Genomic DNA, 25,523 nt, shown 5'->3' on the forward strand with positions numbered 1-25,523 from the left:
ATCGGCAGGGTTTTCCCGGCTGCCGTGAGGGGAGGGAGCAACTCGTGCCCGAAGCGACCCCGCCCGCATCGCTCTGCGTCCCCTACGCCTCGTACCTGCGTGTCTACGAGCCTCTCGCCGCCTTCCCCGAGCCCGAGCGCGAGCACTGGGCGCGGTACGCGGAGCGGCCCGAGCTGCCGACGTACCAGGTCGAACTCCGCCGCGCGCTGCGCGACTTGCTGCCCACGCCGCCGATGCCGGTCCCGGCGCACGAGAGCGCGGACGCCTTCGTCACGTACGTCGACGGGGTGCTGTGCGTCTGTCCCTGGCGCACGCGGCTGCGCGGCTGGCAGGCGCTGGGCGACCTGGCCGAGGAGCTGCCGCTGCCGGTGCTCGACGCGGTGCTGCCCCCGGTCGTCCGCCGGCAGGCCACCGCGGACTACGAGGAGTGGCGCGAGCGGAACCCCGACGCCCGCCCCTGGATCCGCACCGCGACCTGGCACGTGCCGCTGTACTGGTTCGCGCTCGTCGCCGACGAGGAGCGGCGGTACGAGAAGGGGACGGGGGACGCGGCCACCGAGGCCGGGGCGCCGACGCTGCGGTACCGGACGCCGATGGTTCAGGCCCGGCGCCGGGTCGCGCGGGCGCTCAGGACGCTGCGCGAGGCGCTCGACGAGGGGGCGCTGATCGACGGCCTGGTAGATGTGGGGCGTTGGCTGGAGGAGTTCCACCCGCGCTCGCTGGTCGAGTTGGACTACGGCGGGCTGGTGCACGCCCTTCCGGCCGACCGGCTCGACGCGGATCACTCGGCGGCGGATGTCGCGGAGGGCGTCGAGGCGTTGCGTGACGGCGACGCGGCGCGGGCCGGCGAGGCCTATGCACGGCTCGTGGAGCGGTGGCGCGAGGTGCGCGAACGGCAGTTCGCAAGCTAGCAGTTATCCTCACGAAGCGGACCCTTCGGGGCCAATGCCTCAGGTGCAGTGGGTCTAAGGTCAAGGGATCGCGAGGACGTAGGTCCCGATCCGGGCTTTTGTCTCAAGCGTGATGGACCGCACTTACATCGCCCTTGCCCTCTTCCCCTACCCTCGTGCCAAAATAGGACAAGGAGTCCGGGGAGGGCTCCATCCGTCCAATTTTGGGCGGAGTGCTCGGCATTGCACTCTATGGGGGGCCTGATGACTGCTGATCACCCTGTGACTGATCGTCACAGTGGCGTGACTGTCCGCTATGGCACGGTCCATTGGCTTCCGCCGCTGATGGACACCTGAGAGGGCAATTCCATCGGTTTGGCCGACGCGGCTGGACAGATGGTGTAGTTGTAGTGCCGAGGACAAGCCGTTCGTCCTATAACCGACTCGACCCGCGTCCGCCATTTCGGGCAACGTGGGTCAAGGTGCAGAATTTAGAGGAATGAACCGAGAAGCTTCGGTTCACCCGAGGAGGCCGCTCATGACCGCTCGCACCCCTGATGCCGAGCCGCTGCTGACCCCGGCTGAGGTCGCCACGATGTTCCGCGTCGACCCGAAGACGGTCACGCGCTGGGCGAAGGCCGGCAAGCTCACGTCCATCCGCACCCTGGGTGGGCACCGTCGTTACCGCGAGGCTGAGGTCCGCGCGCTTCTTGCGGGCATCCCGCAGCAGCGCAGCGAGGCCTGAAACACCGCCTAGCACCGCGTTACCGGGCAGTTCAGGGTCCCCCAACCCGAAAACCGCCCGAGACAGCTCCATATGACGGGAGCCTGCCCCAACAGGCTCCACGCCCGAGCATCATGGGTACGTCGTCGATCGCGCTGGACTCCGCCGGGTCCAGCGCGATCTTTTTGTGCGCTCCGGGTGGTCCGCGGCGGGTTCCGTGGCTCCGGTGTTGGTCCCTGAACGCCTGGTCGGGCGTGTCGTGTTGGAGCCTGAGGGGGTCTGTGGGAGTCCGTCGGAAGGGCGGCTCGGACGACCCGGGGAAGCTTCGGGGAAGCCTCTGGAGACCCTCAAGGGGCAGTGCAATTGCACATATTAAATTGACCCCTTGTAGGGAGGGCGTAAGTGCGGGTGTTTCCCGAAGGAGTTCGGTGACACCCGTCACACAGCGTGCAGCTTGTGGCCCAAGTTGCTTGTGCGCTAAGGGAGATCGCGTCCGGGAGGCCGCCCGCGGCACGTCTCCTCCGTACCCAGAGTGCCACTGCGGCAGACGTCATGAGGGCGGCATTGGTCGGGAAGGGGCGGGACTTTCGTCCTGGGCCGGCGGTTCGGGGGCGCCCGGGGACGGCTCCATCGCGAGGCGGAGCAGGCGGTGGCAGATCGGGCAGTGCCGGGTCAGATGCCGGTACCCGGGGCTGTTGCCGGAGGCCGCGGCCAGATGGGCCCGCAGCAGTGCCCGCGTCTCGCGCCGTCGAGGGGATGCCCGCATGTGCGACCTCCTTGCCCCGTCCACCCCTTCCTGAGTGAGTACCGGCGGTGCGTGACGGAGTCAAGACGCGCCGAAGCCCGCATCCGACGGATGCGGGCTTCGAATCTGTGCGGTCCTGACGGGATTTGAACCCGCGGCCTCCACCTTGACAGGGTGGCGAGCACTCCAAACTGCTCCACAGGACCAGGTGTTGCGGCGCTTGATCAGTGCGTTGCGCTGCGAGAAGAGACTCTACAGCAGCAGTCGCCCAGGGTCGAACTCGCTCTCCGTGAGCGGTCCGTCACGCCTTTCCGGCTACGGAGCCGCCGCGTCCACGGCCTTCACGATGCGCTTGTCGGAGATCGGGTACGCGGTCCCGAGCGCGTGCGCGAAGTAGCTGACCCGCAGCTCCTCCAGCATCCAGCGGATGTCCTTGACGTTCTGCGGCACCGGGCGGCCCTGCGGCAACTGCTCGAGGAGCCAGGCGTATTCGTCCTGCATCTCGTGGACCTTCTGCATGCGGGTGGTGTCCCGCTGCACGTTCGTCGGCATCTGCTGGAGCCGGCGGTCTGCGGCCGTCAGGTACCGCATCAGGTCCGGCAGCCGGCGCAGCCCCGTGGCCGTGACGAAGCCGGGCTTGATCAGGGCGTCCAGCTGCGTGCGCACGTCCGTGAGGTTGGCGAGGAGCGCCGGGGAGTTCGTGGACTTCAGGCGGCGCTGGCAGGCCTGCCAGGCGGCGAGGACCTGCTGGACCTGGGCGACCGTGTGCACGGTGGCGTCCACGAGGTCGGCGCGGACCTTCTCGTACAGCTTGCGGTACGACTCCTCGTCCCAGGCCGGGCCGCCGAAGTCCGCGACGAGCTTGTCCGCCGCGGCCGTCGCGCAGTCCTCCACGAGGGCCTGGATCGAGCCGTGCGGGTTCGCGGACAGGGTGAGCTTCTGCTGGTTGCTGAGCTTGCCGGTGGCGAACTTGGCGGGATTCACCGGGATGTTGAGCAGGATCAGGCGCCGCGTGCCCTGCCACATCGCCTCCTGCTGCTCGGCCTCGGTGTCGAAGAGCCGTACGGCGACGCTGCTGCCCTCGTCCACGAGCGCCGGGTACGCCTTCACCGGCTGGCCGGCCCTGCGGGTCTCGAAGACGCGCTGGAGCGGGCCGAACGTCCAGTCCGTCAGGCCCGTGCGCTCCACGGACTCGCCGCCGGAGCGCTCCGCCGTGGCCGCGGCGGCCTTGGAGATCGCCTGCCGCGCCTTCGGCTTGAGCTTCAGCTTGAGCGCTTCCAGGTCCTTGTCCTCGGCGAGCTTCCGCCGCCGCTCGTCAACGATCCGGAACGTGATCTTCAAGTGGTCCGGTACGCGCGACAGGTCGAAGTCGTCCGCCGTGACGGGCACGCCGACCATCCGCTTCAACTCCCGCGCCAGCGTGACCGGAAGAGGCTCCTGCAGCGGCACCGCACGCTCCAGGAAGGCCTTCGCGAAGTTCGGCGCCGGGACGTAGTTGCGGCGGATCGGCTTGGGCAGCGAGCGGATCAGCTCCGTCACCACGTCCTCGCGCAGGCCCGGGATCTGCCAGTCGAAGCCCTCGTCCGTGACCTGGTTGAGCACCTGGAGCGGGATGTGCACCGTCACACCGTCCGCGTCCGCGCCCGGCTCGAACTGGTACGTCACCCGGAACTTCAGCGCGCCCTGCCGCCACGAGTCCGGATAGTCGTCCTTCGTGACCGCTTCGGCCGACTCGCGGATGAGCATCGACCGCTCGAAGTCGAGGAGTTCGGGCTCCTCGCGCTTCTTGTGCTTCCACCAGGAGTCGAAGTGCGCGCCCGACACCACGTGGTCGGGGATGCGCTGGTCGTAGAAGTCGAAGAGCGTCTCGTCGTCGACCATGATGTCGCGGCGGCGCGCCCGGTGCTCCAACTCCTCGACCTCGGTGAGGAGTTTGCGGTTGTCCGCGTAGAACTTGTGGTGCGTGCGCCAGTCGCCCTCGACCAGGGCGTTGCGGATGAACAGCTCGCGGGAGACCTCCGGGTCGATGCGCCCGTAGTTCACCTTGCGCTGCGCCACGATCGGCACGCCGTACAGCGTGACCTTCTCGTACGCCATGACCGCCGCCTGGTCCTTCTCCCAGTGCGGCTCGGAGTACGTGCGCTTCAGCAGGTGCTCGGCGAGCGGCTCGACCCACTCCGGCTCGATCTTCGCGTTGACCCGCGCCCACAGCCGCGAGGTCTCCACCAGCTCGGCCGACATGATGAACCGCGGCGGCTTCTTGAACAGCGCGGAGCCCGGGAACACCGCGAACTTGGCGTTCCGCGCGCCCAGATACTCGTTCCGCCCGCCGCGCTGCTTCGGGTCGGCCTCCTTGGACTCCTTGACGTCCTTCATGCCGATGTGCGAGAGCAGGCCGGCGAGGAGGGAGATGTGGATCTGCTGGTCGGGGGCGTCGTCCTCGTTGAGGTGGATGCCCATCTGCTTGGCGACCGTGCGCAGCTGGATGTAGATGTCCTGCCATTCGCGGATGCGCAGGAAGTTCAGGTACTCCTGCTTGCACATCCGCCGGAACGAGCTGGAGCCGCGCTGCTTCTGCTGCTCCTTCACGTACCGCCACAGGTTGAGATACGCGAGGAAGTCGCTCGTCTCGTCCTTGAAGCGGGCGTGCATCTGGTCGGCCTGCGCCTGCTTCTCCGCCGGGCGCTCGCGCGGGTCCTGGATGGAGAGCGCAGCCGCGATCACCATGACCTCGCGCACACAGCCGTTCTTGTCCGCCTCCAGGACCATCCGGGCCAGGCGCGGGTCGACCGGCAGCTGGGCGAGCTTGCGGCCGGACTGCGTGAGCCGCTTGCGCACGTCCTTCTGCTTGGGGTCCAACGCGCCCAGTTCCTGGAGGAGTTGGACACCGTCGCGGATGTTGCGGTGGTCCGGCGGGTCGATGAACGGGAACTTCTCGATGTCGCCGAGGCCGGCCGCGGTCATCTGCAGGATGACGCTCGCCAGGTTCGTACGGAGGATCTCCGCGTCCGTGAACTCCGGGCGGGACAGGAAGTCGTCCTCGCTGTACAGCCGGATGCAGACGCCGTCCGACGTACGGCCGCAGCGGCCCTTGCGCTGGTTGGCGCTGGCCTGGCTGATCGCCTCGATCGGCAGCCGCTGCACCTTCGTACGGTGGCTGTAGCGGGAGATGCGGGCCGTGCCCGGGTCGATCACGTACTTGATGCCGGGGACGGTCAGGGACGTCTCGGCGACGTTCGTGGCGAGGACGATCCGGCGGCCGGTGTGCGGCTGGAAGACGCGGTGCTGCTCGGCGTGCGAAAGGCGTGCGTACAGCGGCAGGACCTCGGTGCTGTGCCAATCAGCGCCTCCGGCGCGGGGGTACTTCTTCTTCTCCAGCGCGTCCGCCGTGTCCCGGATCTCGCGCTCGCCGGAGAGGAACACCAGGATGTCGCCGGGGCCCTCCTTCTGGAGCTCCTCGACGGCGTCCGTGATCGCGGTGATCTGGTCGCGGTCGGCGTCCTCGGAGTCCTCCTCCAGGAGCGGGCGGTACCGCACCTCCACCGGGTACGTACGGCCGCTGACCTCGACGATCGGGGCGTCCCCGAAGTGCCGGGAGAAGCGCTCCGGGTCGATCGTCGCCGACGTGATGACGATCTTCAGGTCCGGGCGCTTCGGCAGCAGCTGGGCGAGATAGCCGAGCAGGAAGTCGATGTTCAGGGACCGCTCGTGCGCCTCGTCGATGATGATCGTGTCGTACGCGCGCAGCTCGCGGTCCGTCTGGATCTCGGCGAGCAGGATGCCGTCCGTCATCAGCTTCACGAACGTGCCGTCGCCGACCTGGTCGGTGAAGCGGACCTTCCAGCCGACCGTCTCGCCGAGCGGGGTGCCCAGCTCGTCCGCCACCCGCTCGGCGACCGTGCGCGCCGCGATCCGGCGGGGCTGCGTGTGGCCGATCATGCCGCGGGCGCCGCGGCCCAGCTCCATGCAGATCTTCGGGATCTGCGTGGTCTTCCCGGAACCCGTCTCACCGGCGACGATCACGACCTGGTGGTCCCGGATCGCCGCCAGGATCTCGTCCTTCTTCTGGCTGACCGGCAGCTGCTCCGGGTACGTGACCGGCGGCAGGGCCGCGCGCCGCTCCCGTATCCGCGCGGCGGACTTCTCCGCCTCGGCCGCGATCTCGTCGAGGACCGCCTGCCGCGCCTCGGGCCGGCGGATCTTGCGGCTGCCTTCGAGGCGACGGCCCAAACGGTGCGCGTCGCGGAGCGAGGCCTCGTCGAGGAGCCGGGCGAGTTCGGCATAGGAAGTAGACATACGAACTCCAGGATCTCACCCGCCCGTCGGCACTGGCGAACGCATTTCTGTCCGCCTCTGTCCGGGTGGTGCAGTATGGAGCCATGTCGCCCGCCGCCGCCCGCCGTCGCCGCTCCCCGGCGACGCTGTTCGTGGGCGTGCTCCTCGCGCTGCTCGCGCTGGGGCTCGGCTGCGGGCCCGCGGCGGCCGCGTCCGCCGCCTCGTCCGCCCCCTCCGCCCCGTCCGTACGGGCCGCTGTGGCCGAGGTCCCGGCCGCCTCCGCGCCCGACGGCGACCCGGGCGCGGGCACCGGCACCGGCACCGGCTGCGGCAAGAAGAAGGACCGCGGCGCCCAGCCCGCCGCCCCGAACCGCGGCGCCTCCGCCCAGGAACAACTCCAGTCGACGCTCTCGTACGAGCACGACGCCCCCGGCGGCTTGCCGGCGGACGGCCCCTTCGCCGAGGTCGCGCCCGACCGCGGGCCGCCGCCGCGTGATCCGCCGTCCCCCGTCGAACTCTCCGTCCTGCGCGTGTAGAAGGCCCTGTCTCCGGCCCTCACCCACCCGCCCAGGACAGGAGAAACCCCCGCATGAACCTGCGGCTCGCACTGCGCGCCCCCGCCCTCTGGCCGGCGGCGCGCCGGTCCGTCGCGCTCGGCGCCGCCGTCGGCAGCGGACTGCTGCTCGGCCTGCCGACCGACCTCGTCCCGAACCCGTTCTTCGGCCGTGAGATCCCGCCCGAGTGGTGGAGCTACCCGGTCCTCGTGGCCTCCGCGCTGCTCGCCGGGCTGCTCGTCGCGACGTACGTGCGCACCGGTGCGGAGCGTTCCGGGCAGGGCGAGCGGGTGTCCCGGCTCGGCTCGGCCGGAGCACTGCTCTCGTTCCTCGCCGTCGGCTGCCCCGTGTGCAACAAGCTCGTGCTGCTCGCCCTCGGCACCTCCGGCGCGCTCAGCCTGTGGGCGCCGCTGCAGCCCGTACTGGCGGTCGCCTCGCTTGCGCTGCTCGCCGTCGCCACGGTCCGCCGGCTCGCCGGCGAGGTGGCGTGCCCGGCGACGCCCGCGCGCTGACGCCGCCCCCCCGACCTTCAGACCCGTACCACCAGGAGACCCGAACACCCATGGCCCCCACGTCCAAGAACTCCACCGCCGCCGGCAAGGGCCGCGGCATCGCGATCGGCGCCGCCGTCCTCGTGGCCGCGCTGCTCCTCGGCTTCTTCTCGTTCACCGCGACCAAGCCGGACTCCGGCGCGAGCAACGACAGCGCGAGCGACACCCCCGTCGCCGACGTCTCGACCGACCCGCAGGAGGGCGTCTACCCGGAGCTGGAGAAGCTGGCCCGCCGGGACGCGAAGGACCCGCTCGCGCAGGGCCGGGCGGACGCCCCGGTCGTCCTCGTCGAGTACGCGGACTTCAAGTGCGGCTTCTGCGGCAAGTTCGCCCGGGACACCGAGCCCGGCCTGGTGAAGAAGTACGTGGAGAACGGCACCCTGCGCATCGAGTGGCGCAACTTCCCGATCTTCGGCGCCGAGTCGGAGGCGGCCGCGCGCGGCGCCTGGGCGGCCGGCCGGCAGGGCCGCTTCTGGCAGTTCCACGAGGCGGCGTACGCGGAGGGCGCGAAGGAGAAGGGCTTCGGGGCGGAGCGCCTCACCGCGCTCGCCGAGCAGGCCGGGGTCGAGGACCTGGACCGCTTCGCGAAGGACCTGGACAGCGCGGCCGCGAAGAAGGCCGTCGGCGAGGACACCGAGGAGGCGTACAAGCTGGGCGCCACCTCCACGCCGTCCTTCCTGGTCAACGGCCGGCCGCTGGCGGGCGCCCAGCCCGCGGAGACCTTCGAGCAGGCCATCGAGCAGGCGGCGGCCGCGGCGAAGCAGCAGGACGGGAAGCAGCAGGAAGGGAAGAAGTGAGCGGCGACATCGGCTATGTCGCCGCGTTCCTCGGCGGTCTGCTGGCGCTGCTCAGCCCGTGCAGCGCGCTGCTCCTGCCGGCGTTCTTCGCGTACTCGATCGACAGCTCGTCCCGGCTGCTCGCCCGTACCGGCATCTTCTACCTGGGCCTGGCCACCACCCTGGTCCCGCTGGGCGCCGCGGGCTCGTACGCGGGGCGGTTCTTCTACGGCAACCGGGATCTGCTGGTCCTCGTCGGCGGCTGGCTGATCATCGCGCTCGGTGTGCTGCAGCTGCTCGGCATGGGCTTCGCGTCCCGGAAGATGTCCGAGCTGTCCGGCCGCATCCGCCCGACCACGGCCCTGTCGGTGTACGCCCTGGGCGCGGTCTACGGCCTGGCGGGCTTCTGCGCGGGCCCGATCCTCGGCAGCGTCCTGACGGTCGCGGCCCTGGGCGGCAATCCGGGGTACGGGGGCGCGCTGCTCGCGGTGTACGCCCTCGGCATGGCCGTCCCGCTGTTCCTCCTGGCGCTGCTCTGGGAGCGCTTCGACCTGGGCCGGCGCCGCTGGCTGCGCGGCCGCACGTTCCGCGTGGGCCGCTTCGAGCTGCATACGACGTCGACGCTGTCGGGCCTGTTCTTCATCGCGCTCGGCACGCTGTTCCTGGTGTTCGACGGGACGACGGCGCTGCCCGGCATCCTCGACGTGGACGACTCGTTCGCGGTCGAGCAGTGGGCCCGCGGCCTCGGCGCCCACGTCCCGGACGCGGCCCTGGTCCTCACCGCGGTGGCCGCTGCGGCGACGTTCTTCGCGGTACGCGCCTGGCGCCGCCGCGCGGTACGGGACGAGGCGCTGGAACCGGAGAGCTGAACCCCGACGCCCGCCCCTGCCGCCCACTTCCGGTCGGCGGGGCGGGCGTTGGCGTACGGCGTGGGCGTACGGGCCGGTCGTCGCGTACGGAAAACACTGAAGCCCCCGTCCGGAGACGGGGGCTTCTCTTGTGGCTGGGGCCGGGGTCGAACCGGCGACCTTCCGCTTTTCAGGCGGACGCTCGTACCAACTGAGCTACCCAGCCACGAGATTCACGAGGAATCTCAGCGGTCCTGACGGGATTTGAACCCGCGGCCTCCACCTTGACAGGGTGGCGAGCACTCCAAACTGCTCCACAGGACCAAGCTGTTGCGCGACTAAGTGTCGCACAGGGTGGTGCGTGCCCCCAACGGGATTCGAACCCGTGCTACCGCCTTGAAAGGGCGGCGTCCTAGGCCGCTAGACGATGAGGGCTATCGACCCGCCGTGTGCGCCTCTCAGCGCGTCGGGGACGTGAGAAGCATATGGGATGCAGGGACCTATCGCCAAAACGGTTTACGAGGAGGTGCGCGGGGACGCTACGGCGACGACCTCGGCGACCTTGCCGGAGGCGACGGCGAGAGCGGCGGGGTGGGCGTCGCGCCGGGCTCGTTCTCCTCGGGGACGTGGCGGCTGACCTCGGCCGTGGTGAGGCCGAGGCCGCCGAGGCGGATCTCGTCCCAGGCCTGCAGGCGCCTGCTCGTCCGGTCGAGGTACAGGACGGACGCGGAGACCGGGTCCGGCTCGTCGTCCTCGACCGCGCGCAGGCCGCTGCCCCCGGTGGAGCCCTCGATGCGCAGCCGGGTGCCGAGGGGCAGCTGCTCCGTCTTCTGGCGGTGGACGTGGCCGGAGAGGACCAGCGGGACGAGCCCGTCGGTCTGCCGGGCGGCGACCGGGTTGTGCGCGACGGCCACGTCCACGGGCGCGCCCACGGCCCGCTGCGCGCGCAGGGACCCGGCGAGGAAGCGGCCGGCGAGGCGTTCGGCGGGGTCGCCGCGGGCGACGACCGAGCGGTCCGGGGTGAACTGCGGGTCGCCGATGCCCGCGATGCGCAGGCCGCCGACGTGCACGGCCCTGCCGTCGTCCAGGACGTGCACGTTCTCCAGGCGTTCCAGGTAGCGCTGCGTGGTCGCGGAGTCGTGGTTGCCGCGCACCCACACGTACGGGGCGCCGAGGTCCTCGATCGGGTCGAGGAAGCGGTTCTCGGCGGCGGTGCCGTGGTCCATGGTGTCGCCGGAGTCGATGATCACGTCGATCTCGTACTGCTCCACGAGCGAGGCGATGATGTGCCAGCTCGCCGGGTTGAGGTGGATGTCGGAGACGTGCAGGACGCGGGTGGTGGAGGGGTCGGGGGCGTACGTGGGGAGGGTGGAGGTGGCGTCGTACAGCTTGGTGACGTTGGTGACGAGGCGGGCCAACTCCTTCTGGTACGCGTCGAATTCGGTGACGATGCTGCGCGCGTTGCCGACCACGGACGGGGCGGAGGAGAGCAGTCCGGAGAACCGGGGCTCCAGGACCGACTTGGGGTTCCAGGTGGCGAGGGCCGCGCCGCCGCACAGGACGAGCAGGCCGAGGGCGAGGCCGCCGGCGGCGAGGGCGCGGCGGGGCCTGCGGTAGACGGCGAGGCCGAGCGCGGCGGCGCCGAGCACGACGGCGACGCAGGAGCGCAGCGCCAGGTCGAGGGTGCCGGCCTGGACGTCCCGGGTGACCTCGTCCTGCAGTCCGGCGATCCGCTCGGGGTGGTCGACGAGGGCGCGGGCGCGGTCGGGGTCGAGGCTGTCCACGTCGACGTCGAGGCGGAGGGGCGCGGTGTGGGAGTCGAGTTCGAGGGCGCCCAGCGGGGAGACGTTGATCTTCGTGCCGCCGGACAGCGAGGGCCGCAGCGTCATCTGCGTGTCCATCGGGCCGACCGGCGCGTGCACGCTGCCGACGATCAGCAGCCCGAGCCAGGCCCCGACGAGGACGACGGCGACGAGGCCGAGGGCCCGTTTCAGGGGCTGACGCGGAGCGTCATCGAGCTGGGCGAACGGGGTCGGGGCGGTCCGTACGCGGGACAGGGCGTGGCGCAGGGGGCGGTGCAGGCGGGGCAGGCGGTGCAGGCGGTGCAGGCGGGGTAGGACTTTTCGGGCGGCGGCGCGGACGCTGGCCATTGGGCCCGTATGCCCATGTCTGCGGGTGTCTATTCCGGCACCCGGCACGTACTCGGAGGTCAGCCCCAGCCGAGCTCGTGCAGGCGCTCGTCGTCGATGCCGAAGTGGTGGGCGATCTCGTGGACGACGGTCACGGCGACCTCGTCGACCACGTCCTCCTGGGTCTCGCAGTAGCGCAGGGTCGGGCCCATGTAGATCGTGATGCGGTCCGGGAGCACCCCCGCGTACCACTCGCCGCGGTCGGTGAGCGGCGTGCCCTCGTACAGGCCGAGGAGTTCGGGGTCGTCCGCGGACGGCTCGTCCTCCACGAACACGGCCACGTTGTCCATCACCCTGGTCAGTTCCGGGGGGATCTGGTCCAGGGCCTGGCTCACCAGCTCTTCGAACGCCTCACGGGTCATCTCCAGCACACGGCCATTGTCCGGGACGTTCGCGAGATGTGCGGGACCGCTGCGGCAGGCGGGGTCCGGACAGGTTCCGGGCGGTAGGTGAACGTTGAACCTGATGCTCTGTCAAGTGCCGGTCACAGCACCGTAATTGACACGCTGACCAGGCGAAGGGCGGGCTGAGGTCACGGCAGGCGCGCACGCCGACCACGTGTCGTGCCCATGGCACAACCGCATAGGGGGAACACAGAGTGAGAATCGAACGAGCAGCCCTGCTCATCGCCGCCGTCGTGGCGGGCACGGGCGTGGCGACGACCCTGCCCGCGAGCGCCGCGGCGGCTCCGGGCGCTCCGGCCGCCGGTGCCCGCACGCCGTCCGGCGCGGAACTGACCGAGATCGCGCGGGACTACCTGCAGAAGCGGGCCGACCAGCTCACGCTCGGGTCGCAGGGTGTCCAGTCGCTCAGGACGCCGCGCCTGGCGGGCGAGTTGGCGGCGCGGGCGCGGCAGGACGCGGCCGTGCTGTCCGAGCGCCGCGACATGTACCGGGAGAACGACGGGGGCAACAAGAGCGCCCGGGTCGTGCTCGGCTCCCCGAAGGTCACGGCCGCCGGGGACCGGGTCACGCTGGAGGCCACCGAGGAGACGCGGCTCTACTACGCGCAGGTCCCGAAGGGCGAGCCCGCGTACGAGTCCTTCAGCCTGCCGCACACGTTCACGTTCACGTTCACGTTCACGTTCCGGGACGAGGGCGGCTGGAAGCTGGTCGCGGACGAGGCGCACACCGCGCCCGGCGCCCCCAGCGCCCCGACGCAGACCGATGCCGCCCGGCCCGCGGACCCGGCCGGCCGGGAGGGAGGCGGCGGGGAGGCGCCCGCCGGGACGCAGCGGCCCGCGGCGCCCGCCGCCCGCGACGTGGAGCTGATGGGGATGAGCACGGCGAAGCGCAAGAAGGTCGTGAGCTACGCCAACAAGTACGTGCACAGCTACAACTCCCGCTACCGCCGGTACGAGCAGGACTGCACCAACTTCGTCTCCCAGGCGATGCGCGCGGGCGGCTGGAGCCACAAGGGGTCCGGCTTCTGGGACCGCAAGGACAGCGACAAGTGGTACTACGGCGGCAGCACCCGGACGACCAGCTACACCTGGGCCGCGGCCGAGAACTGGGGCGTCTTCGCGCGGGACAAGTCCCGCCGGACCAAGCCGCTCTCGAACGTCTGGTACCTGCGCGCCGCCGACGTCCTGCAGGCGAACCTGGACGGCAGCGGAGGGAAGGACCACAGCATGATCGTGGCCAAGAAGGGCGCGAACGAGACGTACCTGAACTACCACACCGTCAACACCAAGAACAAAAAGCTCAGCCGGCTCATCAAGGAGAACCCGGGCGCCACGTGGTACGCGCACCGGGTGTGAGGGGACGACATGTCAGTGAACCGACGGACGGGGCGACTTCGGAACGCCGTCCTCCCGCTGGCGCTCGCCGGCCTGCTCCTGACGGCCGCGTGTTCCACCGATGACGGCGGCTCCGGGGCGGCCTCCCCGCGCGCGGCGGCCGACGCGTACGTCGAGGCGCTCAACGGCCAGGACCGGGACGCCCTGCGGGACCTCATCGCGCCGTCCCGCTCCGAGGACGAGCGGGGCGCGGAGGCGCAGCGGCTGATCGAGGCGGTCGGCGGCGACTCCGAGGTACGGGTCGTCGACGTCACGCAGGACGTCAGCCCGAAGGCCGCCTCGGCCCGCCTGGGCGGCACCACGGCGAAGGGCGCGTACGAGGGGTACGTGCAGCTGGGCAAGGAGGACGACGGCTGGTGGGTGGTCCCCGCGGCCACCGCCGACGACACCGAATCCGGTCCCACCGCGGGAACGGAGAAGCCCGCCTCCTGACCCCGGGGAGGGCGTGCCTGCGGACGGGCGAGCGGCCCGGCGTATGCGGTGGGGGCGTGTGTGCGGCCGGGCGCGTTCGGCGTGGGGAGGGCGTGTGAGCGGCCCGGCGCGTTCGGCGTGGGGAGGGCGTGCGCGCGCCCTCAGGAGCGGGCGCATGCGGTCCGTGTGCTCCGTGTCCTCTTGCGGGGCAAGGGAGTTGGGCAGGGCACCCACATTGCCGCGCCCCGGAGGTGCCCGCCGTGCGCCAGTTGTCCGTACCTGTTCGTCTGGCCGCGGTGATGGTCGCGCTCGGTGCGGGCGCGGGGTGTGTGAGCGTCGGCGGCGACGCGCAGGCGCCCGCGCCCGCCGACTCCTCACGGTCCGCGAAGGAGCACGCGGGGGAGGACGGCCCGGACGGCGGGCCCGCCCTGAACGGCGTCTCGGGACGCGGGGGCGCGCAGCCCAACGGCGCCCGCCCCGACGGCGACTCCGAGGCGGACGGGGACGGAGACGCGGACGAGGGCGCGGACGGCGACCGCTCCGCCGCGCCCTCCACCGCCGAGTCCTCCCGCTCGCCGAGCCCCACCCGCAGGCCGGGCTCGGCCACGCCCACCCGGCCCGACCCGACACGTACGAAGCCGCCCCGGCCGTCCGCGACGCCGCCCGCGCCCACGCAGAGCTCGCCGGGGACCACGCCCGCGCCGCCCTCGGACACCGGACAGCCGTCGTCGTCCGCCGCGGAGGGCTCCGGGTCGTCGGGCACGGGCGGGGTGCGCGGGGCGAGCTTCACGGCACGGGAGCCCTCGCCGGAGGCGGGACCGAGCTGAGCCCCGCCGACACGCTGCTCGGGCTTCCGTTCGGGTTCCGTTTTCGGGCGTCTGCGCAGGTCAGACGGGCGGTTTGCCATTCGGGGGGTGGGGTGCGTACAGTGGTAGATCGTTTGATCCCATTTGCCCGGCGCCAGCATCGAAGAGCGCCGTGTGGCGCGTACTCTCCCTAGCCGTGGCTGACCGCATTGAGGCGGTCGAATTGCGATTCACGGAGTTTGGGCGCGTGCCGAGACTCCGGAAGGTTTCGCATTTCGCATGTCCACTTTCAGTACTGAGCACTCCATCCTGCCCGAGAACGCCGCGGACGAGGCTGTCGTGACCGACGCCCCCGCCGCCGACGCCGCTCCCGAGGCGCCCGAGGTCACCTTTGCCGACCTGGGCCTGCCCGAGGGCGTCGTCCGCAAGCTCGCGCAGAACGGCGTGACCACGCCCTTCCCGATCCAGGCCGCGACCATCCCGGACGCCCTGGCCGGCAAGGACATCCTCGGCCGCGGCCGCACCGGCTCCGGCAAGACCCTCTCCTTCGGTCTGCCGACCCTGGCGGCGCTCGCCGACGGCCACACCGAGAAGAAGAAGCCCCGCGCGGTCATCCTGACCCCGACCCGCGAGCTGGCGATGCAGGTCGCCGACGCCCTCCAGCCGTACGGCGACGTCCTCGGCCTGAAGATGAAGGTCGTCTGCGGCGGTACGTCGATGGGCAACCAGATCTACGCCCTGGAGCGCGGCGTCGACATCCTCGTCGCCACCCCGGGCCGCCTGCGGGACATCATCAACCGCGGCGCCTGCTCCCTGGAGAACGTCCAGGTCGCCGTCCTCGACGAGGCCGACCAGATGTCCGACCTGGGCTTCCTGCCCGAGGTCACCGAGCTGCTCGACCAGGTTCCGGCGGGCGGCCAGCGGATGCTGTTCTCGGCCACGATGGAGAACGAGATCTCCACGCTGGTCAAGCGCTACCTGACCGACCCGGTGACGCACGAGGTCGACGCCGCCCAGGGCGCCGTCACGACCATGACGCACCACATCCTCATCGTGAAGCCCCGCGACAAGGCGCCGGTCACCGCCGCGATCGCCGCGCGCAAGGGCCGCACCATCATCTTCGTCCGCACCCAGCTCGGCGCCGACCGCATCGCGGAGCAGCTGCGCGACGCCGGTGTGAAGGCCGACGCGCTGCACGGCGGCATGACGCAGGGCGCCCGCACCCGCACCCTCGCCGACTTCAAGGACGGCTACGTCAACGCGCTCGTCGCCACCGACGTCGCCGCCCGCGGCATCCACGTCGACGGCATCGACCTGGTCCTGAACGTGGACCCGGCCGGCGACCACAAGGACTACCTGCACCGCTCCGGCCGTACCGCTCGCGCGGGCCGCTCCGGCACCGTCGTCTCGCTGTCGCTGCCGCACCAGCGCCGGCAGATCTTCCGCCTCATGGAGGACGCGGGCGTCGACGCCTCGCGCCACATCATCGGCCAGGGCGGCGCCTTCGACCCGGAGGTCGCCGAGATCACCGGCGCCCGCTCCCTGACCGAGGTCCAGGCCGACTCCGCGGACAACGCCGCGAAGCAGGCCGAGCGGGACGTGGCCGACCTCACCAAGCAGCTGGAGCGCGCCCAGCGCCGCGCGACCGAGCTGCGCGAGGAGGCCGACCGCCTCACCGCCCGCGCCGCCCGCGAGCGCGGTGACGACCCGGACGAGGCCGTCGCCGCCGCTGCCGAGGCCGCCGTCGCCGAGGTCGAGGTGCCGGAGCAGCGTGAGCAGCGCGAGGAGCGTCCGTCGTACGAGCGTCGTGAACGCCGGGACGACCGCGGCAACTTCGAGCGCCGCGACCGCCGGGACAACGACCGCCCGTTCAACCGTGACCGCCGCGACGAGCGCCGCGACGACCGGGGCGGCTTCCGCCGGGACGACCGCGGTGACCGCGGCTTCAACCGGGACCGTGACGACCGCGGTGGCCGTTCCTTCGAGCGCCGTGACGACCGGGGCGGCTTCCGCCGGGACGACCGCGGTGACCGTGGTGACCGTGGTGACCGCGGTGGCTTCCGTCGGGACAACGACCGCCCGTCGTACGAGCGTCGTGAACGCCGGGACGGCGACCGTCCGTTCAACCGCGACCGCCGCGAGCACCGCGGTGGCGGCGACCGTCCGTTCAACCGTGACCGCCGCGACGAGCGGGGCGGCTTCCGCCGGGACGACCGGGGCGGCAACGGCGGCTTCAACCGCGACCGCCGCGACCACCGCGGCAGCGACCGTCCGTTCAACCGCGACGACCGCCCGTTCAACCGTGACCGCCGCGACCACCGGGGCGGCAGCGACCGGCCGTTCAACCGCCGTGACGACCGCGGCGCCGGCTCCTTCGGGCGCCGCGACGACAAGCCGCGCTGGAAGCGCAACGGCTGATCCGGTCGGCACGACCGACTGATGTGACAGCGGGTCCGCTTCGCCGAGCGGGCCCGCTTTCGCATCGACGCACCGATACCCGATCGGCTCTGTCCGCTCCTGCGGCTATGCTCGGGGGGTGCGTTGACGCGGGCCGTTAGCTCAATTGGCAGAGCAGTGGACTTTTAATCCATTGGTTGTGGGTTCGAGTCCCACACGGCCTACGACGCGAGGGTCCCCGGGGGAACCCGGTCCGACCTGCCGGGCAGCGCCCGAGCCACTGCGGTGGTTCGGGCGCTGTCGTGTTCGTGGGGAGTGCTGCGGGCGGGCAGGGGCCGCAGCCGTGAAGGGCCGTGAAAACGCGTCAGGCCCGGCACGCTTTCACGTGCCGGGCCTGAGGCTTCAGTAGCGGGGACAGGATTTGAACCTGCGACCTCTGGGTTATGAGCCCAGCGAGCTACCGAGCTGCTCCACCCCGCGTCGGTAAACACAAGTGTACGCCATTTTGGTGAGGCCGAACGCCACCCCTTAACCCGTACGGCCGCCGAGCGGTCGCCGGGCCGCCGTACGCCGCCGAGCCTGGGGAGGTGCGGCAGGCAGGAGACGACCGGTGGGGCAGCGAGGAGCGCGCGGAGCGCGGCGAGGCGGGCGCCGGGAGGGGGCCGGTGGCGGCGGTGGTGCGCGCCGCAGACCGCCCCGCAGACCGCCCGGCGGGGCTGGGGGGCAGGAGCGGAAACGGCCTCTCACGCACGCGCACGCGCACGCGTTCATTCGTACGCTGCCCGCGCTGCTCGTCCTCGTGGGGCTCGTCTCCGCGCTGTTGACGCCGCCGAGGTTCACGGCGGCGCCGCTGTTCTGCGCCGCGCCGCTCGTCGCGGCCCCGTTCTTCGGCCTGTCGGGCACGGTCCTGACGGGCGTCGCCGCGTCCGCGTCCGTGGTGCTGCTGCAGCTGTACTACGGGACGGTCGGCCGGCCGCAGGAGCTGACCGAGCTGATCAACGTGCTCACGGTCTCCGCGCTCGCCGTCCTCATCAACGTCGTCGTACGCCACCGCGGGGAGAAGCTCGCCTCCGCGCGGGAGATCGCCGAGGCCGCGCAGCGCGCCGTCCTGCCCGAACCGGCTTCTCGGATCGGGGGGTTGGAGGTGGCCGCGTGCTACGAGGCGGCGCAGGCGGACGCGTTCATCGGCGGCGACCTGTACGCGGTGCAGGAGACTCCGCACGGCGTACGGCTGATCGTCGGCGACGTGCGCGGCAAGGGGCTCGGGGCTGTGGAGGCCGTGGCCGTGGTGATCGGGGCGTTCCGGGAGGCGGCCGAGCAGGAGACGACCCTGGAGGCGGTCGCACAGCGCCTGGAGCGGGCGCTGGCGCGCGAGGGCGTCCGGCGCTCCGGCCTGGACGCCTTCGAGGGCTTCACGACGGCGGTGCTCGCGGAGATGCCGCACGGCCGCGAGGTGGTCCGGTTCATCAACCGGGGCCATCCGGAACCCCTGTTGCTGTACGCGGGCGGGCGGCTCGCGGTGCTCGCGGCGGCGGAGCCGGCGCTTCCGCTCGGCATGGGCGACCTCGGGATGTGGCCGGACCGGGCGGGCGAGTGCGCCTTCCCCGGCGGCGCGACGCTGCTCTTCTACACCGACGGCCTCTCGGAGGCGCGGGACGAGGCGGGGGAGTTCTACGATCCGGCGGCCCGGCTCAGCGGCCGGACGTTCGCGGCGCCGGACGCGCTGCTCGCCGCCGTGGCCGACGAGGTGCGGGCGCACACCGGCGGGAGCGGCATGACGGACGACATGGCGCTGCTCGCGGTGCGGCGGCCCGCGGCGGACGAGCCGAAGGGGCCGCCCGCTGTCACCCTCTGTGAGTGAAGCGCCGCCCTCCGCATAACAAATGACGCAACGTCAGAAACTTGAGGGCCGCGAGTTGTGGAGAAAGTGTGGTCAACTCGCCCGGTTCCGCCCCCTCGTGTCCCGAAAAGGCTTGGCCAGAGCCATGAACGATCAGTCGGAACGGCTTGGAATCCGATGCCGCTGTCTATTAACGTTCGATAACGCAGCGCGGTCGTCCCAGCCGTCACAAGAGTCGGCTCCGTGCGCACACGCTTAATCCCGCAAGGGAGCCGGGGAACCACCAACTTGGGGTGAATCGGGCGTTCTTCGCCCGTAGGAAACCTTCCTGTTCCGAACCCGTCAGCTAACCCGGTAGGCGAGAAGGAAGGAAAGGAGTGCGCCCCAGTGGCGACCCCCGCAAGCCGAGGCACGACCGGCCATGAGCCCGCGTATTTCCCGGACGGCGAGACGGCGTTCGGACACGACGAAGGGCCCTGGGAAGAGTGGAACCCCACTGAGGAGTCCGTTCGCCCGGTCCGCGGCCGGCACCGCGTCGGCAAGCAGCGCGGCGGCTTCGCGCGCAGCTCCACGGTGCTCGGCGTCGGCGTCATCGCCGCGGTCGGCGCCGGCGGCATAGCGACCGCCAAGGACCGCCCGCCGGTACCGATCTCGCTGCCCGACCTCTCCGGTGTCACCGAATCGCTGCCCGACGCCGAGTCCCTGCCGGGCGTCGGCTCCCTGATCTCCGACGACTCCGCGGACGCCGGGGACGACTTCTCGGGCGTCACCCAGGCCACCGCCGCGTCCGGCGCCCCCGTCGCCCAGCTCGACGGCGAGCCGCAGGCCGCCTCCGCGGACGCCGGTGAGGCGCTGCGCTCGCGCATCATGCAGCAGGCCGAGTCGAAGCAGGAGGAGGCCGCGGCCGCCGAGCAGGCCGCCGCTGCCGACGCCGCCGCCAAGGCCGCCGCCGAAGAGGCCGAGAAGCAGCAGACCGAGGCCGAGCGGGAGGCCGCCGAGGCCAAGCGCAAGGCCGAGGAGGAGGCGAAGCGGAAGGCGGAGGCCGAGCGCCTCGCCAAGCTCGCCCGCAGCTTCACCGCCCCCCTCGCGTCGTACACGATCAGCACCGTGTTCGGGCAGGCCGGTTCGATGTGGTCCTCCGGGTACCACACGGGCCTGGACTTCGCCGCCCCCACGGGCACGCCGATCAAGTCGATCCACAGCGGCACAGTCAAGGAGGCCGGCTGGTCCGGCAGTTATGGCTACCGCACGGTCATCGAGCTCGACGACGGCACCGAGCTGGCGTACAACCACCAGTCGTCGATGAGCGTCAGCGTCGGCCAGGAGGTCAAGACGGGCGACGTCATCGGACGCGTCGGCTCGACCGGCAACTCCACCGGCCCGCACCTGCACTTCGAGGTGAAGACCGCCGGCGGCGAGCTGATCGACCCGAGCGCCTGGCTGCGCAGCAAGGGCGTCAGCATCTGATCTCGACCGGCCGAGCCGCCACGGCTCCCCGGGAGGTTCCTGGATTCCGGTGGTCCTGGCGGCTTACCCCCCGACGTCAGGGCTGCCGGTACGAGGCATGCATCGGTGAGGTGAGGCATGTCCTCCACAGCCGTCGTGCGGCGGGTCCCTCTTTCCTGTGCGCGTACCCCTCAGCGGTGCGCGGACCGGAATAGGCCCGTCCACGGCGGCTGTTGACGTCCCCATGACCTCTTTGCGCACCCTCGGCCCGTCCGGTCTCTCGGTCTTCCCGCTCGCCCTCGGCGGCAACGTCTTCGGCTGGAGCGCCGACGAGGAGCAGTCCTTCGCGGTCCTCGACGCCTACACCGAGGCCGGCGGCAACTTCATCGACACCGCCGACGTCTACTCGGCCTGGGTGCCGGGCAACAGCGGCGGCGAGTCCGAGACCGTCATCGGCAAGTGGCTGGCGGCGCGCGGCAATCGCGAGGACGTCGTCGTCGCGACCAAGGTCGGCGGGCTCGACGGCGTGAAGGGCCTCGCCCCGGGCACCATCAAGCGGGGCGTCGAGGACTCCCTGCGCCGCCTCGGCACGGACTACATCGACCTCTACTACACGCACTTCGACGACCCGAGCGTCCCCGTCGAGGACATCGTCACCGCCCTCGACGAGCTGGTCCGCGCCGGCACCGTGCGCGCCGTCGCCGCCTCCAACATCTCGCCCGAGCGCCTCACCGAGTCCCTCGACTTCGCCGAGCGCGAGGGCCTCACGCGGTACGCCGCGCTGCAGCCGCACTACAACCTGGTCTCCCGCGACACGTACGAGGGCCGCCTCCAGGAGGTCGCCTCGCGGACCGGCCTCGCCGCCGTGCCCTACTACGCGCTCGCCTCCGGCTTCCTCACCGGCAAGTACCGCCCGGGTGCGACGGTGGACAGCGTGCGGGCGCAGAGTGCGGGCGGGCATCTGGACACCGAGCGCGGCGTGAGGGTGCTGGACGCCCTGGACCGGGTGGCGGCCGCGCACGACGCCGAGCTCGCCACCGTCGCCCTCGCCTGGCTCGCCGCGCAGCCGACCGTGGTCGCGCCGATCGCCTCGGCCCGCACGGTCGAGCAGCTGCCCGCGCTGCTCGCGGTCGCCGAACTCCGGCTCACGGACGCCGAGTTGGCCGACCTGACGGCCGCCTCAGCCTGACCGGTAGGGGTTGTAGGCGGGGTACGGCGCGGGCGGCTGCCCGTACGCGGGCCGCGGCACGTACGCGAGGTGCGGGCCCTGCGGGGGCGCGTACGGGTGGGGGTGCGGGGCGTACGGGTACGGGGCGTACGGGCGCGGTGCCGGGGCGATGGCGCGGGCCGCGTAGTCCAGGGCCGGGCGGGCGGTCTCGCGGCGGCGCCAGATCTCGTCGAGCAGTTCCCGCTCCCGGAACACGAACTCGGCGCCCGCCCGGCCGCGCCGCCCCCGGTGCCGCAGGAACGCCAGGGACGTCGCGTACGCCTCGTACTCCGCGACGGCCCGCTGGGCGGGCGGGCCGCCGAGGTGCGCGGCGTACTCGCGGGCGATGCGGCGGGCGCGCATGGACGACAGGGCGTACGCCTCGGGCGGGCCGATCCAGCCGGCCGCGGCGTAGACGGGCAGTTCGGTGCGGATGGTGCGCAGCTCGCGCTGCCGGGTCCAGACGATGAGCCAGGTCAGCAGGGCGAAGGCGGGAACCATGAAGCCCGCGTAGACGGCGAAGAAGCCGAACGGGCCGAAGACCGCCGAGCTGTTCCACAGGGCGTGCATGCCCATCGCGAGGCCGAGGCCGGTCAGCGGGAGCAGGAAGCGGCGGGCGCGGCGGCGCTGCGCGGAGCGGGCGGCGAGGCCGAAGCCGATGCCGGTGAGCACCGTGAACAGCGGGTGCGCGAAGGGCGACATCACGATGCGGACGAAGAAGGTCGCCGCGGTGACCGAGTCGAGGGCGAGGCCCGTGATGCCGCTGGCCTCGTCGGTGCCGTAGGCGTTGCCGAGATAGAGGACGTTCTCCGTGAACGCGAATCCGGTGGCGGTGATCCCGGCTATCACCACGCCGTCGACGATGCCGGTGAACTCCCGTCTGCGGAACAGGAACACGAGCAGTACGGCGGCCGCCTTGGCGCTCTCCTCGACGACGGGGGCTATGACGGTCGCGCCGAGGGTGTCGGCGCTCGCCGGGTCGGCGGTGGCGGTTTCTATCCAGCGGGTCGCGAAGCTGTTCGCCACGATCGCTATCAGCGCCGCCGCGCAGGCGCCCCAGGCGAAGGCGAATATGAGGTTCCGCCAGGGGCCGGGGTCCACGCGGTCCAGCCAGCGGAACGCGGCGGTCAGCAGCGGCACCGGCAGCGTGGCCAGGCCGAGGCCGACGAGGAACCCTTCGGTGCCGGTCTCCTCCCGCACCAGGCCGAGGATCACCAGACCGGAGAGCGCGAGCAGCGTGCCGAGCACCCAGGCCTTGACGGGCCGCCGCTGCCACCAGTGCGTGGGGGGTGGGGGCCCGGCTGATGATCCGGGGTGCGGGGTGGGGTGCGGGGTGGGGTGCGTTCCGGGCCCGCCCGCGCTCCGACCTGCGGGGCCGGGCTGCGGGGCGTTGGGCGGAGGCACGAGGGTCACGGCGTCGAGGATAGGCAGGCGGGTGCCGGGGGCGCGATGGTGCGTTCCGGGATGCGTACGGGGGTGGGTGTGCGTCCAGGGTCTGCTTGGGGTCTGCTCGCGTTCGGCTCGGGCCGGGCTTGGGTCCGGGGCCGGGTCCCGTCTCAGGCCCCGGGTCCGGGTCCGGGTCCGGTCTCAGGCCCGGGTCCGGGCCCGGGTCCGGGTTCGGCCCGGCTCAGGCTCCCGTGCGGCGGAACAGCAGGTCGTGGACCACGTGGCCCTTGTCCAGGCCCTGGCCCTCGAAGCGGGTGAGGGGGCGAAAGGCGGGGCGCGGGGCGTATCCGCCGTCCTCCTGCGTGTTGACGTAGTCGGGGTGCGCGGTGAGGACTTCCAGCATCTGCTCCGCGTACTCCTCCCAGTCCGTCGCGCAGTGCACGAGCGCACCCGGCTTGAGCGACGGGGCGGCAAGCGTGAGGAACTCCGGCTGGATCAGGCGGCGCTTGTTGTGCCGCTTCTTCGGCCAGGGGTCGGGGAAGTAGACGCGCAGGCCGTCCAGGGAGGCCGGCGGGAGCATCTCGCGGAGCAGGATGATCGCGTCACCGTTGGCCACGCGGACGTTGGTCATGCCGCCGCGCTCGGCGAGGCCGAGGAGGTTGCCCATGCCGGGGGTGTGGACGTCGACGGCGAGGATGCCGGTGTCCGGGTCGTCGGCCGCCATCTGCGCGGTGGCCTCGCCCATGCCGAAGCCGATCTCCAGGACGACGGGGAGCCCGCCGAACATCTCGTCCAGGTCGAGCTTGCGCAGTCCGTCGATGTCCAGCCCCCACTTGGGCCAGAGCCGCTGCAGATACTCGCCCTGACTGGTGGTGACCCGGCTGCGGCGCGGCTGGAAGCTACGGATCCGCCGCTCGTGGTGCGACCCGGCGGGATCGGGCGCGGGCCCGTCCGGAAACCGCGGCCCCCCCTTGGGCCGGCTACGGCGGGCCGCGTCACCGGGCTCCTGGCCGGCGTCGGGCTGCTCGGCGTCGGCCTGGGTCGCGGCGGTGGGCTGTTCGGCGGCAGCCGAGGACGCGGCCTCGGCGGCGGAACCGTCGGACGTGATGGGGGCAGCGGCTTCGGGCGCGTGGAAATCAGACACAGTGAGAGCAATTTTACGGGGGAGCGGAGGGGTGCGGTTTCTACGCCGGGAGCGCTTGAGGCCGGGTGCCCGGAGCTTCTGGCTCAGCCGTTCCCGACGTGCTCGGACCTCTGCCGCAGGTGCCCTCTGCCGCAGGTGCCCTCGGCTGCCTCAGGTGACCGCTGTCTCAGGTGCCCGCGGCCCCGGCTTCCAGGCTCCGGATCCGCTACCCCAGAACCCCCAGCACCCGTCGGGCCACCTCGCGGCCGATGGGGAGGGATGCCGTGGCCGCGGGGGACGGGGCGTTGAGGACGTGGACCGTGCGGGGGGCCTCGCGGATGAGGAAGTCGTCGACCAGCGTGCCGTCGCGGAGCACCGCCTGGGCGCGGACGCCGGCCTTCGCGGGGCGGAGGTCGGCCTCCGACACCGCCGGGAGGAGTCGGCGCACCGCCTCCGTGAAGGCGGCCTTGGACAGGGAGCGCTGCAGCTCGCCCGCCCCGTACCGCCAGTGTCTGCGGGCGATGTGGCGGCTGCCGGGCCAGGTCAGCGTCTCGGCGAGGTCGCGGGGGCGCAGCACCGACCAGCCGTACCCCTCGCGGGCGAGGGCCGGGACCGCGTTCGGCCCGATGTGCACGCCGCCGTCGATCCCGCGCGTGAGGTGGACGCCGAGGAACGGGAAGGCCGGGTCGGGCACCGGGTAGACCAGGCCGCGCACGAGCTCGGGTCTGGCCAAGTCGTAGTACTCCCCGCGGAAGGGGATGATCCGCATGCCCGGGTCGTCGCCCGCGAGCCGGGCCACCCGGTCGCAGTGCAGGCCCGCGCAGTTGACCAGGGCGCGGGCGCGCAGCACCGTGCCGTCCGCCGTGCGCACCGCGACGCCGCGCTCGGGGCGGCGGTCGATCACCGTGACCTCCGCGCCGTACCGCACCTCGGCGCCGGAGGCGTGGGCGAGGCGGTCGGCGACCGCGGTGAAGTCGCACACCCCGGTCGTGCCGACGTGGATGCCCGCGATGCCGCTGACCTGCGGCTCGAACTCCGCTATCTGGGCCGGGCCGAGCTCTCTGACCGGGATGCCGTTCTCCCGGCCGCGCTGCACCAGGGCGTGCAGCCGGGGCAGCTCCGCGCGGTCGGAGGCGACGATCAGCTTGCCGGTCACGGCATGCGGAATGTCGTACTCCGTGCAGAACTTGACCATTTCTGCGGCGCCGCGGACCGCGAACCGCGCCTTGAGCGAGCCCGGTGCGTAATAGATCCCGCTGTGGATCACTCCGCTGTTGCGGCCCGTCTGGTGCCGGGCCGGGCCGGGCTCCTTCTCCAGGACCGTGACCCGGGTGCCCGGACGGGTGCGCGTCAGCGCGTACGCCGTGGACAGGCCGACGATCCCGCCGCCGATCACCAGCACGTCGCAGTCGTACGTCATGCGCTCCACCTCCCAGGTCCGATAGTGCACTGCGCCACTGACAATGCCTTCAAACCCGAAAGGATCATGGACTGCCGCCGGGGTGACAAGAGGCGGTCCGCCGGAGGCTCACGTTCCGGACGCTCGTGTTCCGGACG

The 25,523-nt window shown here is 72.0% G+C and carries 20 protein-coding genes, 6 tRNA genes and 1 riboswitch; of the genes, 14 read left to right on the forward strand and 12 right to left on the reverse strand.

Features of this window, described 5'->3' with window-relative positions; translation table 11 throughout:
• Positions 1-44: 44 nt before the first annotated feature.
• Positions 45-911 (forward strand): hypothetical protein, encoded by an 867-nt coding sequence (locus tag ACIDOF_RS13475; protein ID WP_409006058.1) that lies wholly within the window; start codon positions 45-47, stop codon positions 909-911.
• A 517-nt stretch (positions 912-1,428) separates the two neighbouring features.
• A complete protein-coding gene (bldC, locus tag ACIDOF_RS13480; RefSeq protein WP_003949541.1) occupies positions 1,429-1,635 on the forward strand; it encodes a developmental transcriptional regulator BldC in 207 nt (68 codons plus the stop codon).
• Between the two features lie 529 nt (positions 1,636-2,164).
• Here the strand turns inward: bldC and ACIDOF_RS13485 are convergent.
• From ACIDOF_RS13485 to hrpA, 3 genes are all read right to left on the reverse strand, one after another.
• A complete protein-coding gene (locus ACIDOF_RS13485) occupies positions 2,165-2,380 on the reverse strand; it encodes a DUF6274 family protein (protein ID WP_409006059.1) in 216 nt (71 codons plus the stop codon).
• Between the two features lie 110 nt (positions 2,381-2,490).
• Positions 2,491-2,565: transfer RNA gene (locus tag ACIDOF_RS13490), tRNA-Asp, on the reverse strand.
• 109 nt (positions 2,566-2,674) lie between these two features.
• Positions 2,675-6,655, reverse strand: a complete 3,981-nt coding sequence (gene hrpA / locus ACIDOF_RS13495) for an ATP-dependent RNA helicase HrpA (RefSeq protein ID WP_409006060.1) — start codon at positions 6,653-6,655, stop codon at positions 2,675-2,677.
• A gap of 83 nt (positions 6,656-6,738) precedes the next feature.
• On the opposite strand from hrpA, the gene ACIDOF_RS13500 reads away from it, so the two are divergent.
• From ACIDOF_RS13500 to ACIDOF_RS13515, 4 genes are read left to right on the forward strand one after another with little or no spacing between them, the layout of a single operon-like run.
• Positions 6,739-7,170 (forward strand): hypothetical protein, encoded by a 432-nt coding sequence (locus ACIDOF_RS13500; RefSeq protein ID WP_409006061.1) that lies wholly within the window; start codon positions 6,739-6,741, stop codon positions 7,168-7,170.
• 53 nt (positions 7,171-7,223) lie between these two features.
• Positions 7,224-7,700 (forward strand): hypothetical protein, encoded by a 477-nt coding sequence (locus ACIDOF_RS13505; protein ID WP_409006062.1) that lies wholly within the window; start codon positions 7,224-7,226, stop codon positions 7,698-7,700.
• A gap of 50 nt (positions 7,701-7,750) precedes the next feature.
• Positions 7,751-8,536, forward strand: coding sequence for a DsbA family protein (locus ACIDOF_RS13510; RefSeq protein WP_409006063.1), 786 nt, complete (start codon positions 7,751-7,753; stop codon positions 8,534-8,536).
• Positions 8,533-9,384 carry a cytochrome c biogenesis CcdA family protein gene (locus ACIDOF_RS13515; RefSeq protein ID WP_409006064.1) on the forward strand — a complete coding sequence of 284 codons (852 nt, stop codon included), beginning with the start codon at positions 8,533-8,535 and terminating at the stop codon, positions 9,382-9,384. The genes ACIDOF_RS13510 and ACIDOF_RS13515 overlap by 4 nt, the downstream gene beginning before the upstream one ends.
• A 131-nt stretch (positions 9,385-9,515) precedes the next feature.
• Here the strand turns inward: ACIDOF_RS13515 and ACIDOF_RS13520 are convergent.
• From ACIDOF_RS13520 to ACIDOF_RS13540, 5 genes are all read right to left on the reverse strand, one after another.
• A tRNA-Phe gene (locus tag ACIDOF_RS13520) sits at positions 9,516-9,589 on the reverse strand.
• 23 nt (positions 9,590-9,612) lie between these two features.
• Positions 9,613-9,687: transfer RNA gene (locus ACIDOF_RS13525), tRNA-Asp, on the reverse strand.
• Between the two features lie 38 nt (positions 9,688-9,725).
• A tRNA-Glu gene (locus tag ACIDOF_RS13530) sits at positions 9,726-9,798 on the reverse strand.
• A 104-nt stretch (positions 9,799-9,902) separates the two neighbouring features.
• A complete protein-coding gene (locus ACIDOF_RS13535) occupies positions 9,903-11,513 on the reverse strand; it encodes a metallophosphoesterase (protein WP_409006065.1) in 1,611 nt (536 codons plus the stop codon).
• Between the two features lie 59 nt (positions 11,514-11,572).
• Positions 11,573-11,923, reverse strand: coding sequence for a metallopeptidase family protein (locus ACIDOF_RS13540; protein ID WP_409006066.1), 351 nt, complete (start codon positions 11,921-11,923; stop codon positions 11,573-11,575).
• Between the two features lie 227 nt (positions 11,924-12,150).
• Between ACIDOF_RS13540 and ACIDOF_RS13545 the strand changes: the two genes are divergently transcribed.
• From ACIDOF_RS13545 to ACIDOF_RS13565, 5 genes are all read left to right on the forward strand, one after another.
• Entirely contained in the window at positions 12,151-13,311 is a 1,161-nt protein-coding gene (locus ACIDOF_RS13545; RefSeq protein ID WP_409006067.1) for an amidase domain-containing protein, read from the forward strand.
• 9 nt (positions 13,312-13,320) lie between these two features.
• Positions 13,321-13,782: a hypothetical protein gene (locus tag ACIDOF_RS13550; RefSeq protein WP_409006068.1), complete on the forward strand. Its 462-nt coding sequence runs from the start codon at positions 13,321-13,323 to the stop codon at positions 13,780-13,782.
• A gap of 239 nt (positions 13,783-14,021) precedes the next feature.
• Positions 14,022-14,588, forward strand: coding sequence for a hypothetical protein (locus ACIDOF_RS13555; RefSeq protein ID WP_409006069.1), 567 nt, complete (start codon positions 14,022-14,024; stop codon positions 14,586-14,588).
• Positions 14,589-14,846: 258 nt separating this feature from the next.
• Positions 14,847-16,985 carry a DEAD/DEAH box helicase gene (locus tag ACIDOF_RS13560; RefSeq protein ID WP_409006070.1) on the forward strand — a complete coding sequence of 713 codons (2,139 nt, stop codon included), beginning with the start codon at positions 14,847-14,849 and terminating at the stop codon, positions 16,983-16,985.
• A gap of 130 nt (positions 16,986-17,115) precedes the next feature.
• A tRNA-Lys gene (locus ACIDOF_RS13565) sits at positions 17,116-17,188 on the forward strand.
• Positions 17,189-17,370: 182 nt separating this feature from the next.
• On the opposite strand, the gene ACIDOF_RS13570 is transcribed toward ACIDOF_RS13565, so the two are convergent.
• A tRNA-Met gene (locus tag ACIDOF_RS13570) sits at positions 17,371-17,444 on the reverse strand.
• Positions 17,445-17,574: 130 nt separating this feature from the next.
• On the opposite strand from ACIDOF_RS13570, the gene ACIDOF_RS13575 reads away from it, so the two are divergent.
• The 3 genes from ACIDOF_RS13575 to ACIDOF_RS13585 all read left to right on the forward strand — a co-directional run bounded on the left by ACIDOF_RS13575 (position 17,575) and on the right by ACIDOF_RS13585 (position 21,439).
• Positions 17,575-18,825 (forward strand): PP2C family protein-serine/threonine phosphatase, encoded by a 1,251-nt coding sequence (locus tag ACIDOF_RS13575; protein WP_409006071.1) that lies wholly within the window; start codon positions 17,575-17,577, stop codon positions 18,823-18,825.
• A 221-nt stretch (positions 18,826-19,046) separates the two neighbouring features.
• Positions 19,047-19,180: riboswitch (cyclic di-AMP (ydaO/yuaA leader) on the forward strand.
• Between the two features lie 11 nt (positions 19,181-19,191).
• A complete protein-coding gene (locus ACIDOF_RS13580) occupies positions 19,192-20,271 on the forward strand; it encodes a M23 family metallopeptidase (RefSeq protein ID WP_409006072.1) in 1,080 nt (359 codons plus the stop codon).
• A 223-nt stretch (positions 20,272-20,494) separates the two neighbouring features.
• Entirely contained in the window at positions 20,495-21,439 is a 945-nt protein-coding gene (locus ACIDOF_RS13585) for an aldo/keto reductase (protein ID WP_409006073.1), read from the forward strand.
• Here ACIDOF_RS13585 and ACIDOF_RS13590 read toward each other — a convergent pair.
• The 3 genes from ACIDOF_RS13590 to lhgO form a co-directional block, all read right to left on the reverse strand.
• A complete protein-coding gene (locus tag ACIDOF_RS13590; RefSeq protein ID WP_409006074.1) occupies positions 21,431-22,705 on the reverse strand; it encodes a PrsW family intramembrane metalloprotease in 1,275 nt (424 codons plus the stop codon). The genes ACIDOF_RS13585 and ACIDOF_RS13590 overlap by 9 nt on opposite strands.
• Before the next feature lie 379 nt (positions 22,706-23,084).
• Positions 23,085-23,987 (reverse strand): tRNA (guanosine(46)-N7)-methyltransferase TrmB, encoded by a 903-nt coding sequence (trmB, locus tag ACIDOF_RS13595; RefSeq protein ID WP_409006075.1) that lies wholly within the window; start codon positions 23,985-23,987, stop codon positions 23,085-23,087.
• A 205-nt stretch (positions 23,988-24,192) separates the two neighbouring features.
• On the reverse strand, positions 24,193-25,386 hold the full coding sequence (lhgO, locus tag ACIDOF_RS13600; RefSeq protein WP_409006076.1) for an L-2-hydroxyglutarate oxidase: 1,194 nt from the start codon (positions 25,384-25,386) through the stop codon (positions 24,193-24,195).
• Positions 25,387-25,523: the final 137 nt, after the last annotated feature.

This window comes from Streptomyces sp. Da 82-17 (assembly GCF_046098215.1).
GTDB lineage: Bacteria > Actinomycetota > Actinomycetes > Streptomycetales > Streptomycetaceae > Streptomyces.

Coding starts and splice junctions, on each gene's coding strand:
- bldC (WP_003949541.1), top strand. CDS start 1,429: ATGACCGCTCGCACCCCTGATGCCGAGCCGCTGCTGACCCCGGCTGAG.
- ACIDOF_RS13485 (WP_409006059.1), bottom strand. CDS start 2,380: ATGCGGGCATCCCCTCGACGGCGCGAGACGCGGGCACTGCTGCGGGCC.
- hrpA (WP_409006060.1), bottom strand. CDS start 6,655: ATGTCTACTTCCTATGCCGAACTCGCCCGGCTCCTCGACGAGGCCTCG.
- ACIDOF_RS13500 (WP_409006061.1), top strand. CDS start 6,739: ATGTCGCCCGCCGCCGCCCGCCGTCGCCGCTCCCCGGCGACGCTGTTC.
- ACIDOF_RS13505 (WP_409006062.1), top strand. CDS start 7,224: ATGAACCTGCGGCTCGCACTGCGCGCCCCCGCCCTCTGGCCGGCGGCG.
- ACIDOF_RS13510 (WP_409006063.1), top strand. CDS start 7,751: ATGGCCCCCACGTCCAAGAACTCCACCGCCGCCGGCAAGGGCCGCGGC.
- ACIDOF_RS13535 (WP_409006065.1), bottom strand. CDS start 11,513: ATGGCCAGCGTCCGCGCCGCCGCCCGAAAAGTCCTACCCCGCCTGCAC.
- ACIDOF_RS13550 (WP_409006068.1), top strand. CDS start 13,321: ATGTCAGTGAACCGACGGACGGGGCGACTTCGGAACGCCGTCCTCCCG.
- ACIDOF_RS13560 (WP_409006070.1), top strand. CDS start 14,847: ATGTCCACTTTCAGTACTGAGCACTCCATCCTGCCCGAGAACGCCGCG.
- ACIDOF_RS13585 (WP_409006073.1), top strand. CDS start 20,495: ATGACCTCTTTGCGCACCCTCGGCCCGTCCGGTCTCTCGGTCTTCCCG.
- lhgO (WP_409006076.1), bottom strand. CDS start 25,386: ATGACGTACGACTGCGACGTGCTGGTGATCGGCGGCGGGATCGTCGGC.